The organism is Bacteroides sp. GM023 (assembly GCF_014750685.1).
In the GTDB taxonomy this organism is placed as follows: Bacteria; Bacteroidota; Bacteroidia; order Bacteroidales; family Bacteroidaceae; genus Bacteroides.
The window spans coordinates 773,290-788,894 of record NZ_JAAXGE010000002.1 but is presented as its reverse complement, the minus strand read 5'-3'; the positions used below and the strand labels follow the sequence as shown (position 1 = coordinate 788,894).

Sequence of the window (15,605 nt, the reverse complement as noted above, 5' to 3'; positions counted from 1 at the left end):
ATGAAGAATTTTATTATATCGCTAACAGCACTACTATTGGTATTTGCCACAAGTTGCAACGAAATGGATCAATATCCCCATAACGCAGTATCCAGTGACAACCTGACTGAAGAGGATGCACGGTTACTGCTTACAGGGCTCTACTTTTATATGCAGAACAAGCCGACAGCAAACGGTTATCTCACGCAGGATGTCGTGGGCGGTGAACTGGTGCGCGGCGGAGCTACCGGGCTCAAAGACCCGATATTGCTGGTCAAAGACCTTGTCACTCCCGAAAGCGGCTTTGTCAGCGGGCCATGGGACGGTTTTTACACGGCTCTCTACCAAGTCAATTCGCTGATTGTCTCCCTGAACAAACTACCCGACACGTCTTCCAGGAATGAGATTCTGGGAGTAGCCAGTTTCTTCCGGGGATTGCTTTATTACAATCTAGTCAGCCGCTATGGTGAGGTTCCTATCCTCGAAGCTCCCGTTTCAGGGGATATTGCCGCATCGTCAGAAGCGGAAGGATGGAGTTTTGTGGAAAAGAATTTCCAGACGGCCATCGACTATGCGCCTGTCTTTACAGATAAGAATTATGTCTCCAAGCAGGCGGCAAAGGCTTTGATGGCACGTACCAAACTCGCCCAGGGGAAAATGGGGGAAGCCGCGAGCCTGGCGGAAGAAATCATCAGTGACGCCAATTTCTCACTGGCGGATTTCGACCAGATTTTCCGAGGAAAAGCAAACAGGGAAGAAATCTTCACGTTTGCCAACCTGCTTAATGAATCCAGTGTCAATCTAAGCGCGTCTCTTTATTCGCGTTCGTCGGCAAATGGGGGCAGTTATACGTATGCACCGACTACGAAAGTGATGAATATGTTCGAACCGGACGACAAACGTACCGCCATCTCTATTGATATGCAGGAAACGAACGAAGTCATTAACAAGTATTCCGGCGGGGAAGTCACTACCGACCCGATTATCATTACCCGTTTGGGAGAAATGTATCTGATTAGCGCCGAAGCGCAAGGACTCGCCAAAGGACTTGGCCGACTGAATGAATTGCGCAAATTCCGGGGACTTCCTTCGGTGCATCCCGCCACCGAAAGTGATTTCATAGACGCTGTCCTTAAAGAGCGCCGGGTGGAACTGTTGGCAGAAGGTTTCCGGTGGTTCGACCTGGTACGCCTCAACCGGTTGGAAAGTGACCTTGGTTTCGAACGTAAATACAACCGTTTGCCCATTCCGGCAAAAGAAAGATCTCTCAATAAACTCCTAAATCAAAATTCATATTGGGCTAACTAAAAAAATAACGAAGATGATGAACTTATTAAAATACATACAGATTCTATCTTTCCTATTGCCGTTTGCATTTTTAAGCTGTTCAAACGATACAATTAAAGATATTCCCTATACTCCGCAAACAGAAATAGGCAGGAAGTTATTGGCGAACAGTGAGACTGTGGCACGTGTATATACCGACACGAGTTTTGTGGTGGCGCTGGGAGTAACGGAAACGGATATTCATTTTCAGAAAGCGGACAGCCGCTCCACCCATCTATTTATAATCGACATCGACTTGAATGTGCCGGGAGTATCGCTCGAAGTCGGTATGCCGTATGACGCCGATGTACGCAATAATTTCCAGCGTCAGACGCTTACGGAAATGGCTGATTACGCCGACCGTCCGTGGCACCGGGTGGCAGCGATGGTTAATGCCGACTTTTGGGATGTCAGTACGATGGACATCAGGGGACCGATTCACCGCAATGGCGTGATTCTAAAAAATTCGTTTATCTACAAAGAGTCGCTTCCCCAACAGGCTTTGAGCTTCATTGCGTTGACGAAAGACAATAAGATGGTAATTGCGGACTCGGTGGAATATCGAGGTATGCAGTATAATCTTAAAGAAGTAACGGGAAGCGGAGTCATCGTATTGCGTGATGGGGAAATATCCGGTGGAACTTATAAAGGTATCGACCCGCGTACATGCGTCGGATATTCAAATGATGGTCATGTCTACTTTATGGTGGTAGACGGGCGTGTGGAATTTTATTCATACGGATTTACGTATCCTGAGATGGGTTCAATTATGAAAGCGTTGGGCTGTTCCTGGGCTGCGAATCTGGATGGCGGCGGCTCTACCCAAATGCTGATACGCCACCCGATAGCGGATATATTCCAGATACGAAACCGTCCTTCCGACGGGCAGGAGCGTCCTGTCGTAAATGCCTGGATGGTAACAGTCAATGAACCTTAAAAATTAAAGAGTATGAAAAATCCAATATTGATTTTATCCATTTTATTCTGCTGTAACGTGTTCTGCGGCTGTTCGGACTCGGACGAGACGGGTTCACAGCAATTTCCCCCGAAACTCATTTCAATTATTCCGAAAGCCGGTTCGGTGGGTGGCACTGCCATCATCTCAGGGGTTTACTTTTCTGATATTATCCTTGAAAATGAGGTCTTTATCAATGGCGTCCAAGCGGAGATTACGGATGCGACTCATAATCGCCTGATCATTTCTCTTCCTGGCAATCCCGAAGGTACTTATTCGGTAAAGGTAGCAGTGAAAGGGGAAACGGTGGAAGGACTTAAAATTACGTATGCTTCCCCCCAGGCTCCACCTGAATTAGCGGTGTTGCAGGTGATGCCGTCTTCTGCCTATGCAGGAGATATGGTGACACTGATTGGACAATGTTTCAGCACGGTTGCCACCGAAAATCAGGTGACGGTTAACGGAGTGGTGGCGGAAGTGAAGGAAGCGACTGCCAGTCAGCTTAAAATTATCATTCCGGATACTGAAGAAGGCAGTTATCCTATTTGCGTGAAGACAGCCGGGAAAGAGGCGAAGAGTCCGTTGTTTACTTATCTGCATACGGTGAAACTGACGACTTCTTCGATTGCTCCTGCACGCGGAAAGGCGGGAGACGAGGTAACGCTTTCGGGAGAAGGGTTTGGTGATACGGTTGAAGAGAATGCGGTGTCTGTCAATGGAAAACAGGCTGTTGTCAAGTCTGTAACTGCGACAACGCTTACTTTCGTCGTGCCGGAAAATCCTGCCGGAAGTTATCCTGTGAAGGTCACTGTGGCAGACAAGACGGTGGAGAATCTTAGTTTCACTTACGAGGATTTCTCTTATACGGTAGAAACGGTGGCAGGTAATTCTGCAACGACATCCACCGATGGCAAGGGAACGGCGGCATCTTTCAAATTCCCGCAAGGGTTGGCTCTGGCTCCAAACGGTGATATATGGATTGCCGAGAGAGGAAATAATGTAATCAGAAAAATGGATCAGGCATATAATGTATCGACTGTCGCCAAAAGTGGAACTGTCACGTTCAATGCTCCCTGGCAGGGGGATTTCGATGCTTCCGGTTCGTATTATGTAGCCAATAAGGCTTTGAATAATATTATTAAGGTCACACAGGACGGCACTTGCTCGGTGTTTGCTACCGGGACGACTTTCAAGAGCCCGATGAGTGTGATATTCGACGGGAATGATAATATGTACGTGGCCGACCGTGATAATAAGGCTGTGAAGAAGATTACTCCTGACGGCACTGTCACCAGCTACGATATGTCTTCACTTAAAGCCGGGCCTAACTGCATGGCCATAGATAAAAAGGGAAGACTCTTTGTTGGCACCGGCGGCACGTACCAGTTGCATATGTTCGATACGGACGGTACGCTGAAAACTGTATTCGGAACGGGGGTAGCACCTACTGCTGCTACTTATTCCGACGGCGAACCGAATGATTTGTCTACTGCGACAATGGGCGGCACGTTCGGTATTGCTTTCGGAGAGGACGATGTTCTCTATATCGCCGATTATACCATGCAGACGATACGTACATTAGCCCCGAATGCGGATGGCGACTATGCGAAGGGAACCTTGAAGACGATAGCCGGTATTCCGGGGACTAAAGGAAAGGTGGATGGTTCTGCCCTGACGGCTACGTTCAATGGGCCTGCCAGCATACTGGTATTAGATAAAATATATGTCGCCGATGAACAGAACCACCTGATTCGCGCGATTACGATTAATAAATAAGAAAACTATGAGAAAGATAACTACCCTATTGCTTGCCTGCTTACTCTTATCATTGTTTGCAGCATGCAGCGATAATGACTACAAAGCGTCAGTGACAGAGCTCAGACTGGTTCTTGTAAAGCCAACCAATGTTTACTCCGGCGAAATAGCTACGATATTGGGACGCAACTTCAGCACTGTGCCCGAAGAGAATGCTGTTTTTATCAATGACCAACAGGCAACTGTTATAGAAGCCGCCAAAGACGAGCTGAAAATAATACTGCCCGAGATGGCTCCGGGAAAGTATTCCATCCGTGTCAAGTCTCCTTCGGGTGAGTTGACGGGGCTTGAACTTAATTATCTGAAGACTCCGGATCAAGAGTATATCGTCCAGACAATCGTCGGGCAAAAAGGCGTCTTTGAGATGAAGGACGGAGTGGGAACCGAAGCTACGACCAAACTCCCCACCGGAATAGCTTTTGCTCCCGACGGCAGCCTTTGGTTCACAGAACGCGGATATAACTATATACGCCGCATTTCTCCGGACTTCCTGGTTACTTCGCTGATTGATGTAGCGGTTGACGGCAGCAGTGCTATCTGGCAGGGCGGATTCGATTCGAAAGGGAATTACTACTTCATTGATAAAGGGAAAGGGATGCTACGGAAAATTGAAACTGACGACATGACGGTTTCTACCATCGCATCCGGTATGAAGAGTCCAATGAATGTGGTATTTGACGATGAAGATAATATATATGTATCGGCACGTGACAATAAAGCGATTTATAAATTCACTCCTTCGGGTACGAAAACGACTTTCGCAACTCTCAATGCTTCGCCGAACTACATTGTATTCGACAAGAATAAGAATATGATTGTCGGTACTTCCAGCAGCTACGCCCTGATTCAGATTAGCCCGGACGGTACTCAAAAGACGATTGCAGGAGATGGAGTGAAAGGTCAGGAGTATTATGACGGTGAGCCCGGCAATCCGCTTACTGCCAAAGTAGGTGCGACTTTTGGTATGGCTGCCGGCTCGGACGGATGTTTATATATCTCTGACAACACCTATAATTGTATCCGCAAATTAACTCCCGACGCAAATGGCGACTACTCGAAAGGAACATTAGAAACAATTGCAGGTTCTGGAAAAGCCGGGTTTGCCGACGGAAAAGGCTTGAAGGCTACTTTCAATCAACCGTATGAAATCATTATTTCGGAAGACTGCAAGACGATGTATGTGGCAGGTGCCGTCAACTATCTGATTCGACGTATTACTGTCAAATAATCAAATGTCCTACGATAGGACGACAGGCTTTTATCAAGTACTGTTTTCAGGAATAACTTAGCACATTTACAAAGAAAAAGGTCAACTCACCCTCATGAGTTGACCTTTATTTCTTTTATCTTTCTGCTTCTATCAGTATTGGTTTTCCATTATGATAGTTCTTTTTCTGTCTTTTTCATCATCTTTTTTCCTGTTATTCATCTCTCGCTTCTCTGATTCATCCTTCACTTCTGTTATTCATCCTTAAACTTGATTTTCAAAATCTTGCCGATAGCCGGTTTATACTTCTTCAACATTCTGTCGAATCCCAAATCATTCGGGTGAGTCCCGTCAACGGTTCCTTCATGGTCTGTTCCCAGGAAGCCGTCTTCTTTGATGAAATACAGATTCTTGACGTTCTTCTTACGTAAAACTTCTATCTGTCCGGCGATAGCTTCATTCTGCTTCTTCACATTTTCGCGGGCTTTCAGATTGAAATTACCCGTTTCACGGATCAATGTTTGTATCACGATAATAGGAGTATCCGGATGCTTCTGCCGCAATGTCATTACAAAATCAACAGTACGTTCAGTAATCTCTTTGGGAGAAGGATTGGGAATACAATCCAAAATAAAGGCGTCCGCATCTATATCTGCTAACATTTCAGCAACTTCTTTCTCCATCTTTCCGTTACCGCTCAATCCTAAATTGATAAAGTTATATCCACTGCTACGGGATAAACGGGACGGGTAAGCCATACCGGGACGGCTGGCGGATGCTCCCTGCAAGATACTTGATCCGTACACTACTATTTTCTCTTTAAACGGATTCTGCCCTTTGCGTATATACGAATCGGAAGGAACTCCGATTTCAAGACTTTTCAGTTCATCATATAAAGGAAGGTACAGCAAACATTCTTTTTCTTCAGTACCCATGTTATCGACAAGTACTCTTTCCGTAGTCACGCCGCCCGGCATTCCTACTCCTGCAAACTGCCATTTTCCATCTCGCTTGATATACAAGTCCAGCCCTTTTTGAGCGACTCTCGTCAGATTGGGTAATTGCGGATTATCAGGTACAGTCCATTTGGCCTTTATCACCGGACTATTCGTAGTAAAGGAAATAGCCAGGCCGGCAGAGTTCGTGAATAGTTTCTTTACCCTGGGCGGCATTGAATGGTACTTCGCCGTGTCTACCCGATGGAAATATTCACCTTCGGAGGTTGCTTTACCTACCAGCAAAAGGTCTTGTGCCGATGTATAGGTAAAGTTGTTCTTTTCTTGTCCGGACATAGCAAGAGGCAGCATCAGCAAACCTAAGCAAATCCAAACATTCCGTGTCAAGTTTTTCATGGTCAATTTAATATTAGTGGTTTATGAGTGGTTCTATCATGCCAAGACAGTATCATACATTATTTATAAATCAACGTAGACAAGTATTCTTCTGCAAACATTTCATTGGCGACTTTCAGCAGTTGTTCAGCTGTTAATGTCTCTATACGTTTAAAGACAAGTTCCGGCGATTCGTGCTTATGGTAATGCAGGTATGTTTTCGCCATTCCTAATGCATTATTCTCAAAATTATCAGATGCTACTCCTATTTGTCCGATGAGTTGTTTCTTAGCCGCGGCCAGTTGGGAAGAGGTCATTTTCGTGTCCCTCATTCGTTTCAGTTCTTTATAAGTCAGTTTCAGACAGGTGTCCATATCTTCGATATCTGTTCCGAAGTAGATGCAGAAAGCTCCTGTGTCGGTATAAGAAGTCAGGTTGGATTCGACATTATAAACCAGTCCTCTACGCTCACGGAGAGATACATTCAGTTTGCTGTTCATACCGGGGCCGCCGAGAACGTTATTCAGCAGATAGAGGGCCGTACGTTTATCGTCATAGGCGTTATAGCCACGACTACCGATCATTACGTGTGCCTGATGCGTATCTTTGGCAATCGTCAAATGCTCGGGGACGTAAAGTGGAGGGGGTACGCGGTGATTGTTCACTTCCACGGCGGGAATATCCGACAGGTATTTCTCCGCCAGGCGGATTATTTTCTTGAAGTCGTATTGTCCCTGAACGAAGAAGACCATATTTCCCGGCTGATAGTACCGGCGGGTAAACGAAAGAACATCTTCGGTGCGGAAGCTCCGTAGCAGTTCCGGTTTACCCAAGATATTTCTTCCCAGCGGATGATTACGGAAAATCATGTCTTCAAAATCATCGAATATCAATTCCGAAGGAGTATCCTCATAGGATTGGATTTCGTCAATAATGACTTCCGTTTCTTTTTCTATCTCGTGTTGAGGGAAGGTAGAATGAAATACAATATCCCCCAACAGTTCGAGTGCCCGCTCCAGATGTTCGGTCAGGAAGGCGGAATAGACTACTGTTTCTTCCTTGTTGGTGTAGGCATTCAGGTCACCGCCCACATTTTCCATCCGGTTGAGGACATGCCAAGCTTTTCGCTTCTCCGTTCCTTTAAAGATGAGATGTTCCACAAAATGAGCCATTCCCTGTTCGTTCTCCGCCTCATCGCGCGTTCCGGCATCAATGGCGAAACCACAATAAGCTACTTTTGAGAGAGTCGGTTCATGGATAATACGCAGGCCGTTGGGGAGTGTATATTCGTTAGATTGCATTGTTTTCTGGTTCCTTATTGAATTATGGTACAAAAATACAATAAAACTTATTGCTGTTTATAGAAAATTGCAGATATTTGTGGACTATAACAGTTACAACGTATATGGAAAAGATAGGAATATTCTGTTCTGCCTCTGAAAACATTGACAAAATGTACTTCGAAAGTGCCCGCCAAATCGGCGAATGGATGGGGAAAACAGGTAAAACGTTGATTTACGGAGGAGCCAACCTCGGACTTATGGAATGCGTAGCCCGTGCCGTGAAAGAGAACGGCGGGAAAGTCATCGGGGTAGTCCCTTCCAAACTGGAAGAAAAAGGCAGTGTAAGCAGCTGCCTGGACGAAGTGATTCGCACTCATAATCTAAGTGACCGGAAAGATGTGATAACCGAGAAATCGGATATACTGGTGGCATTGCCGGGTGGCGTGGGCACATTGGATGAAATATTTCATGTGATAGCCGCCGCTTCTATCGGATACCATCATAAAAAGGTGGTCTTTTACAACGAATACGGTTTCTATGACGAATTATTGAAAGCACTCAAAACATTAGAAGACAAAGGGTTTGCCCGGCAGCCTTTTTCCACCTATTACGAAGTAACAAACACTCTGGAAGAATTGAAAGAAAAAATAAACTGATTATATGATAGACTCCATCAAACAACTTTTGCAACAGGAAGCACAAGCCGTGCTCAACATCCCTGTAACAGACGCTTATGAGAAAGCCGTACAACTGATTGTAGAACAAATACATCAGAAAAAGGGGAAATTAGTAACTTCCGGCATGGGAAAAGCCGGACAAATTGCGATGAACATTGCTACTACTTTCTGTTCTACCGGTATTCCATCCGTTTTTCTGCATCCTAGTGAAGCACAACACGGTGATTTGGGTATCTTACAGAAAAACGATTTACTGCTGCTTATCTCTAATTCAGGTAAGACACGCGAAATCGTTGAATTAACCCGTTTGGCTCATAATCTGGACCCGGATTTGAAGTTTATCGTTATCACGGGAAATCCCGACAGCCCGCTGGCACATGAATCGGATGTTTGCCTGAGTACCGGCAAGCCGGCTGAAGTTTGTACATTAGGTATGACTCCTACTACTTCGACTACTGCAATGACCGTTATCGGTGATATATTAGTAGTGCAGACTATGAAGGAAACCCAATTTACCATAGAGGAATATTCAAAACGTCATCACGGCGGTTATCTGGGAGAAAAATCAAGATCGCTATGCGAAAAGTAATCGGCATCGGAGAGACAATCCTCGATATCATCTTTCGAGGTGACCAGCCTTCCGCAGCCGTACCGGGAGGCTCTGTATTCAACGGCATCGTATCCTTAGGGCGGATGGGAATTAATGTCGGTTTCATTAGCGAAACCGGCAATGATCGTGTAGGGAACATTATCTTGCAATTCATGCGTGAGAATAATATCCCGACGGATCATGTGAATGTATTTCCCGACGGTAAATCACCGGTATCCCTTGCTTTTCTCAACGAGCAAAGTGATGCCGAGTATATTTTCTACAAAGATTATCCCAAACAACGCTTGGATGTCCTGTTTCCAAAATTGGAAGAGGATGATATTGTCATGGTAGGTTCATACTATGCCCTGAATCCGGTATTACGGGAAAAGATTCTCGAATTACTCGACCAGGCAAAGGAGAAAAAGGCCATTATTTATTATGATCCGAACTTCCGCTCTTCGCACAAGAATGAAGCGATGAGGTTGGCTCCGACAATTATCGAAAATCTGGAATATGCAGATATTGTTCGCGGTTCTTTAGAGGATTTCCTTTATATGTATGGAATGCAGGATGCCGACAAGATATACAAGGATAAAATCAAATTCTACTGCCCCCGATTTATCTGCACCGCAGGCGGAGAAAAAGTTTCGCTGCGCACCAACCTGGTCAACAAGGATTATCCGATAGCCCCGTTGAAAGCTGTCAGCACCATCGGAGCCGGTGATAATTTCAATGCGGGACTGATTTACGGATTGTTAAAACAGGATGTTCGCTACCGCGATTTGAACAATCTGAACGAAGAGACTTGGGATAAAATTATTCAATGCGGGAAAGACTTTGCCGCCGAGGTTTGCCGCAGTTTCAGCAATTCGGTGTCGGTGGAGTTTGCGCAGAACTATAAATAATCCCTCATTAGCTGTAAGTACAGTCCGCGTTCGCACGTAAATTACTATTAACTTTGGCTAATTATCGCAAAGGAATTACCATATCTTCCGGTAATTCCTATCTTTGCGTATATGATTCACTCAGACAAAGAAACTATGTACAAGAACCTGTTAAGCTGGCTTACTATCCTGTTAGTGCTTCCGTCCTGCTCCAGCACTCCACCAACCATATCGGTGGTATGTGAAGAAAATAATGTGGGAAATTGCGTGATTAAATGGGAAACAGCGCCACTATTTAAAGGACAGGTAAAAGTATATGCATCTACTTCTCCCGAATTGATTCCCGAAAGCTCTCCTGTAGCAATGAGCGAGATATCCAACGGCAAGATGATAATCGTGCCCAATGATCCGTCCCGGCGCTATTATTATCTGATGGTATTCAATAATAAATACCGGATCAAAGTTGCTACCCGCAACGTTAACATTCCGGGTATTCAAAACTTTCGTGATTTGGGTGGATATAAATCCATTGATACAGGAAAATCGGTCAGTTGGGGCATGCTCTACCGTTCGGCACAGATAGACAGCATTCCACCCTGCTCACGCCGGGAACTGAAGAATATGGGCATACGAACTATCATAGACTTACGTGCCGAAGAAGAACGACATAACTATCCGCAGCTACATGATGACGGGTTTAAGATTGTACACATCCCCATTCCGACAGGAAATATGGATAAAATCCTGCAAGGGATTCAGGAAGAGAAGATAAAAAGCGATACTATATACCGCCTGGTGGAGCGGATGAATCGTGAATTAGTGATGAACTATCAGAAGGAATTCAAAGAATTATTCTCTGTTTTGCTCAATCGTGATTGCTATCCAGCTGTGATTCACTGTACATCGGGGAAAGGACGTACGGGAATCGTTTCCGCCTTGCTACTTGCCGCACTAGGTGTCAATGAGGACGTGATAATGTCAGATTACCGGTTAAGTAATGATTATTTCAATATCCCCAAAGCTTCAAAATACGCTTATCAGTTGCCGGCAAATTCGCAGGAAGCGATCACTACTATCTATTCGGCTAAGGAAGATTTTCTGAATGCTGCAAAGGAACAGATTGAGTCAGAGTATGGAAGCGTACAAGGCTACCTGAAGAAAGGGATCGGACTTTCTGTCGAAGAAATAGAAGAGTTACGCAGTATCCTGCTGGAATAAATGGCAAATCGTAATTAATAATTCGTAATTATTCTCTATCTTTGTGCCCGAAATAAAAGATATACAGAGATTTAATGAAGACATTTGAAGAGCTTGGCGTTTCTCCGGAGATACGTAGAGCAATTGAAGAAATGGGATACGAGAATCCCATGCCGGTACAAGAGGAAGTGATTCCGTACCTTTTAGGAGAAAATAATGATGTAGTAGCTCTTGCACAGACAGGAACAGGTAAAACAGCCGCATTCGGACTGCCCCTGATCCAACAGATTGACGTAAAAAATCGAATTCCGCAGTCGCTCATCCTCTGCCCTACCCGTGAGCTTTGTCTCCAGATAGCGGGAGATTTGAACGATTATTCCAAATACATTGACGGACTGAAGGTACTGCCAGTATATGGTGGTTCTTCCATTGACAGCCAGATACGCAGCCTGAAACGGGGCGTGCATATCATCGTTGCCACCCCCGGACGTTTGCTGGACTTGATGGAACGCAAAACCGTATCCTTATCTACCATCCGCAACGTGGTGATGGACGAAGCAGACGAAATGCTGAACATGGGATTTACAGAAAGCATCAATGCTATTCTGGCCGATGTGCCGCAGGAACGTAATACATTGCTTTTCTCGGCTACTATGAGTCCTGAAATTGCGCGTATTTCAAAGAATTACCTGCGCAATGCCAAGGAAATAACTATCGGCCGTAAGAACGAAAGTACCAGTAACGTTAAACACGTTTCCTATACGGTACAAGCCAAAGATAAATACGAGGCGCTGAAACGTATCGTTGACTATTATCCTCAGATTTATGGTATCATCTTCTGCCGTACCCGTAAAGAGACTCAGGAGATTGCAGACAAACTGATGCAGGAAGGCTATAATGCCGATTCGCTGCACGGTGAACTGTCGCAGGCACAGCGTGATGCTGTCATGCAGAAATTCCGTATCCGCAACCTGCAACTGCTCGTTGCTACGGATGTAGCTGCCCGTGGCCTGGATGTGGACGACCTGACTCACGTTATCAACTACGGATTGCCGGACGACACGGAAAGCTATACTCACCGTAGCGGACGTACTGGACGTGCCGGAAAGACTGGTACTTCTATCGCTATTATCAACCTGCGTGAAAAAGGAAAGTTGCGCGAAATAGAGCGTATTATCGGTAAGAAATTCATTCCGGGAGAAATGCCGACAGCAGCCGGAATCTGCCAGAAGCAGTTATTGAAAGTGATTGACGAACTTGAAAAAGTAAAAGTGAACGAAGAAGAGATATCTGAATTCATGCCGGAAATCTATCGTAAACTGGAATGGCTGAGCAAAGAGGACTTGATTAAACGAATGGTTTCGCATGAGTTCAACCGCTTTGCAGAGTATTACCGCAACCGCGCAGAAATAGAGGTACCAACCGATATGCGTGGGGAACGTGGAGAGCGCGCCGGACGGGGTGATCGCCGAGAAGGTGGTTTCGAGAAAAGAAACCGGAAAGCTGCTCCGGGCTTCAACCGCTTATTTATCAATTTAGGTAAAACGGACAGTTTCTTCCCGAGTGACCTTATCGGTTTGCTAAACAATAACACACGTGGACGCATCGAATTGGGACGCATTGACTTAATGCAGAACTTCTCTTTCTTCGAAGTGCCTGAAAAAGAAGCTATCAATGTAGTGAAAGCCTTAAGCCGTGCAAAATGGAATGGACGCAAAGTTGTTGTGGAAGTATCCAGCGAAGAGGGTGGAAAAGGACGTGAAAATGGTTCAGGCGAACGCAAAGGTGGTAAGCGATTTGGTGGTAAAAGCGAGGAACGTGCTCCACGCTATGAGAATAAGGACAGGAAATCTAAGGATGCTTCTGCCAAAGACTCAAAATCCGGCAAAAAGGATAAACCAAGCCGCACAGAACGGGGATATTCAGATGCCCGTGGCCCTAAGAAGAAAGATGACTGGCAGGAGTTTTTCAAAGATAAAGAGCCTGACTTCAGCGAAGAAGGATGGGCACGCAGAAAACCTAAGAAATAAGATTCTAACCGAATATATACCCTGGAGTGGACTTCAATCATCCCAGGGATTCCTACAATTTAGCCCAGGGCTCATCTCACGTGAACCCTTGGCTTATTTTTATTATCCCGGGGCACACAACTGCTCTCCCCTGGGCATAATTGCTACAAAGAGAAATTATATAATTCTTCACCGGGCTATTTTTAATTCCTGTACCAAATTTCCTGCTTTACCGTATTTCTCCATAATGAAGAGCATATACCGGACATCCACTCCGATGCAGCGTTGCAAATCCGGTTCAAATACAATATCACTACTCATTGCTTCCCAGTTTCCATCGAAAGCCAGGCCGAGCAATTCTCCTTTGCTGTTAAACATGGCACTGCCGGAGTTTCCGCCTGTAATATCATTATTAGAGATGAAGCAAACACTCATATCGCCTTGTTCATTGGCATATCTGCCGAAGTCACCGGAAGAAAGCAGGTTCAGCAACTCCGGTTGGACGGCAAAGTCAATATTCCCGGCATGCTCTTTCACCTTTTCGAATATGCCTTTTACGGTCGTATAATAGTCGTAGGTAGCTCCATCAAAAGGTGAGTAACCATCCACTGTTCCAAAGCTCAAACGCATGGTGGAATTGGCGTCGGGATAGAAATTACGGTCGGCATACATGCGACGCATGGCAGCATTGAACAGACGTTCGCCTTGCTCTATCTGTTCGGAAGCTTCGGAGATACTTTGATTCATCTCGTAGTATTTCACAATCAGGTCGAGACTTAAGGAAACAGCAGGGTCTTCAATCAGATTATAGGTCGTATCCCGTTCCAGGAAACGTTTCAAGCCTTTTGGAGAAGTTATTTGGGACGTTGCGTATAAAGAATCGACATAAGTTTGAATATTTCCGTTGTAAAGCGTATCTATCTTCTGATACATAGCGGGGAGATATTTCTTGTCGACTTTCTCCTGATACTCCTTGAGCATGGCAGCAAAGACCTCTTTATCAATGGAAAGGTCAAGATTATCATACTTTGCCAATAGTTTCTTCATGCGGCTTACTACTTGCTTTTCTTCTGCTTCAAAGTCGAAGTTCAGGATTTCAAGGGCAAGTTGAACCAATTCGGGGCCATTAATAAACGCCTCTCCGAAATAAGCCAAAGCGTGGTTTGTTTCGCGGCGGTTGCTATAGTTCAGTTCCAAAGAAGAAAATAAGCGGAGGAGTTTTTCCCGTTCTGACGGGTGCGATTGAATCCACTCACGGAGTGCAGCCTCAGCAGTACGTTTCTTTTCCAGGACTTTCAGATGTCTGATGGCTTTATTCGTTCCGATGCTATTCTTCCAGTAATTGGAGCTTTCATCGTATTTTGAAGCATATTTGATGCGGATATCCGGACGACGATCCATTTCCCGCTTCCAAACAGCCTGTTTCACCCCACGCACGTCAATCATGGCCTGATTGATGCCATTCATCATTTCCTCAATGCCATACGAAGAAAGATAACGCTCTGTGCTTCCCGGATAACCAAGCGTCATACAGAACGAGCCTTCCTTATATCCATCCAAAGAGATGGGAGCTACATATTCAGGATGATACGGGACGTTTTCAGGAGAATAATCCGCCGGACCGTTCTTGGTGTTGGCATAGATGCGAAATACGCTAAAATCGCCTGTATGACGCGGCCACATCCAGTTATCCGTATCCCATCCGAACTTTCCGACAGAAGAAGGGGGAGCAAATACCAGACGAACATCGTTATAATCCCGGTAGACGGAAAGCCAAAATTCATTTCCCGCATAATAAGCATCCACTATTCCGGTCAATGTAGAGTCCTTTTCAGAAATCTCCATGCCGATTACATTCATAATTGAATCGACAGCTACGCGGCGCTCCGACTCTGTTTTGGCAGATTTTGCGGCGGACAATACCCGCTTGGTCACATTCTCCGTACGAAGCAGGAAACGAACATACAACTCCGGATTCGGCAGTTCTTCTTCAAGACTATGTGCCACAAAACCATCTTTCAAATAGTCGTGTTCCACTGAAGAATGTTGCTGGATACTGCTGAATCCGCAATGATGGTTGGTAAACACTAAGCCGTCTTCGGAAACAACGACTCCCGAACAAAAGCCGCCAAAGCTGACAACAGCATCTGCAAGACATGGTTTCTTCGGGTCATATAGTTTCTTTACAGGCATCTGCAAGCCCAGTTGTTTCATCACTTGTTCCGTCTGCTTGTTTTTATTGAGATTTCCCAACAACCACATTCCCTCGTCAGCAAAAGCTTTCGAGAGACAGATAGAGAGAAGTACGATGGCGGTTAGTCTGAATTTCATGTTCTTATTTTTAGATTCA

At 45.3% G+C, this 15,605-nt stretch carries 12 protein-coding genes; 9 read left to right on the top strand and 3 right to left on the bottom strand.

Annotation, left to right across the window (positions count from 1 at the left end; all coding sequences use genetic code 11):
- The 4 genes from HC965_RS05585 to HC965_RS05570 are packed head-to-tail and all read left to right on the top strand — an operon-like array spanning position 1 to position 5,303.
- The gene (locus tag HC965_RS05585) at positions 1-1,287 is read left to right on the top strand and encodes a RagB/SusD family nutrient uptake outer membrane protein (RefSeq protein WP_191030524.1); all 1,287 of its coding nucleotides are present in this window, start codon (positions 1-3) and stop codon (positions 1,285-1,287) included.
- A 13-nt stretch (positions 1,288-1,300) separates the two neighbouring features.
- Complete coding sequence (locus HC965_RS05580) at positions 1,301-2,242, top strand: phosphodiester glycosidase family protein (RefSeq protein ID WP_223854729.1); 942 nt, start codon at positions 1,301-1,303, stop codon at positions 2,240-2,242.
- A gap of 12 nt (positions 2,243-2,254) precedes the next feature.
- A complete protein-coding gene (locus HC965_RS05575; RefSeq protein WP_191030523.1) occupies positions 2,255-4,036 on the top strand; it encodes an IPT/TIG domain-containing protein in 1,782 nt (593 codons plus the stop codon).
- Positions 4,037-4,043: 7 nt separating this feature from the next.
- Positions 4,044-5,303 (top strand): IPT/TIG domain-containing protein, encoded by a 1,260-nt coding sequence (locus HC965_RS05570; protein WP_191030522.1) that lies wholly within the window; start codon positions 4,044-4,046, stop codon positions 5,301-5,303.
- Between the two features lie 233 nt (positions 5,304-5,536).
- Here HC965_RS05570 and HC965_RS05565 read toward each other — a convergent pair whose 3' ends face one another.
- Together HC965_RS05565 and HC965_RS05560 are read right to left on the bottom strand one after the other, a co-directional pair.
- Positions 5,537-6,634 (bottom strand): SGNH/GDSL hydrolase family protein, encoded by a 1,098-nt coding sequence (locus HC965_RS05565; protein WP_191030521.1) that lies wholly within the window; start codon positions 6,632-6,634, stop codon positions 5,537-5,539.
- Positions 6,635-6,693: 59 nt separating this feature from the next.
- Positions 6,694-7,914, bottom strand: a complete 1,221-nt coding sequence (locus HC965_RS05560) for a pitrilysin family protein (RefSeq protein WP_191030520.1) — start codon at positions 7,912-7,914, stop codon at positions 6,694-6,696.
- 104 nt (positions 7,915-8,018) lie between these two features.
- Here HC965_RS05560 and HC965_RS05555 point away from each other — a divergent pair, with 104 nt between their 5' ends.
- The 5 genes from HC965_RS05555 to HC965_RS05535 all read left to right on the top strand — a co-directional run bounded on the left by HC965_RS05555 (position 8,019) and on the right by HC965_RS05535 (position 13,276).
- Complete coding sequence (locus HC965_RS05555; protein WP_191030519.1) at positions 8,019-8,552, top strand: TIGR00730 family Rossman fold protein; 534 nt, start codon at positions 8,019-8,021, stop codon at positions 8,550-8,552.
- Positions 8,553-8,556: 4 nt separating this feature from the next.
- Positions 8,557-9,162: an SIS domain-containing protein gene (locus HC965_RS05550; protein ID WP_191030518.1), complete on the top strand. Its 606-nt coding sequence runs from the start codon at positions 8,557-8,559 to the stop codon at positions 9,160-9,162.
- A complete protein-coding gene (locus tag HC965_RS05545) occupies positions 9,150-10,070 on the top strand; it encodes a carbohydrate kinase (protein WP_191030517.1) in 921 nt (306 codons plus the stop codon). Before HC965_RS05550 ends, HC965_RS05545 begins: the two co-directional genes overlap by 13 nt.
- A gap of 135 nt (positions 10,071-10,205) precedes the next feature.
- Positions 10,206-11,267, top strand: a complete 1,062-nt coding sequence (locus HC965_RS05540) for a tyrosine-protein phosphatase (RefSeq protein WP_191030516.1) — start codon at positions 10,206-10,208, stop codon at positions 11,265-11,267.
- A 74-nt stretch (positions 11,268-11,341) separates the two neighbouring features.
- The gene (locus HC965_RS05535; protein WP_191030515.1) at positions 11,342-13,276 is read left to right on the top strand and encodes a DEAD/DEAH box helicase; all 1,935 of its coding nucleotides are present in this window, start codon (positions 11,342-11,344) and stop codon (positions 13,274-13,276) included.
- A gap of 168 nt (positions 13,277-13,444) precedes the next feature.
- Here the strand turns inward: HC965_RS05535 and HC965_RS05530 are convergent, their stop codons facing one another.
- Positions 13,445-15,586 (bottom strand): S46 family peptidase, encoded by a 2,142-nt coding sequence (locus tag HC965_RS05530; protein ID WP_191030514.1) that lies wholly within the window; start codon positions 15,584-15,586, stop codon positions 13,445-13,447.
- Between the last annotated feature and the right edge of the window lie 19 nt (positions 15,587-15,605).

Coding starts and splice junctions, on each gene's coding strand:
- HC965_RS05585 (WP_191030524.1), top strand. CDS start 1: ATGAAGAATTTTATTATATCGCTAACAGCACTACTATTGGTATTTGCC.
- HC965_RS05580 (WP_223854729.1), top strand. CDS start 1,301: ATGATGAACTTATTAAAATACATACAGATTCTATCTTTCCTATTGCCG.
- HC965_RS05575 (WP_191030523.1), top strand. CDS start 2,255: ATGAAAAATCCAATATTGATTTTATCCATTTTATTCTGCTGTAACGTG.
- HC965_RS05570 (WP_191030522.1), top strand. CDS start 4,044: ATGAGAAAGATAACTACCCTATTGCTTGCCTGCTTACTCTTATCATTG.
- HC965_RS05565 (WP_191030521.1), bottom strand. CDS start 6,634: ATGAAAAACTTGACACGGAATGTTTGGATTTGCTTAGGTTTGCTGATG.
- HC965_RS05560 (WP_191030520.1), bottom strand. CDS start 7,914: ATGCAATCTAACGAATATACACTCCCCAACGGCCTGCGTATTATCCAT.
- HC965_RS05555 (WP_191030519.1), top strand. CDS start 8,019: ATGGAAAAGATAGGAATATTCTGTTCTGCCTCTGAAAACATTGACAAA.
- HC965_RS05550 (WP_191030518.1), top strand. CDS start 8,557: ATGATAGACTCCATCAAACAACTTTTGCAACAGGAAGCACAAGCCGTG.
- HC965_RS05545 (WP_191030517.1), top strand. CDS start 9,150: ATGCGAAAAGTAATCGGCATCGGAGAGACAATCCTCGATATCATCTTT.
- HC965_RS05540 (WP_191030516.1), top strand. CDS start 10,206: ATGTACAAGAACCTGTTAAGCTGGCTTACTATCCTGTTAGTGCTTCCG.
- HC965_RS05535 (WP_191030515.1), top strand. CDS start 11,342: ATGAAGACATTTGAAGAGCTTGGCGTTTCTCCGGAGATACGTAGAGCA.
- HC965_RS05530 (WP_191030514.1), bottom strand. CDS start 15,586: ATGAAATTCAGACTAACCGCCATCGTACTTCTCTCTATCTGTCTCTCG.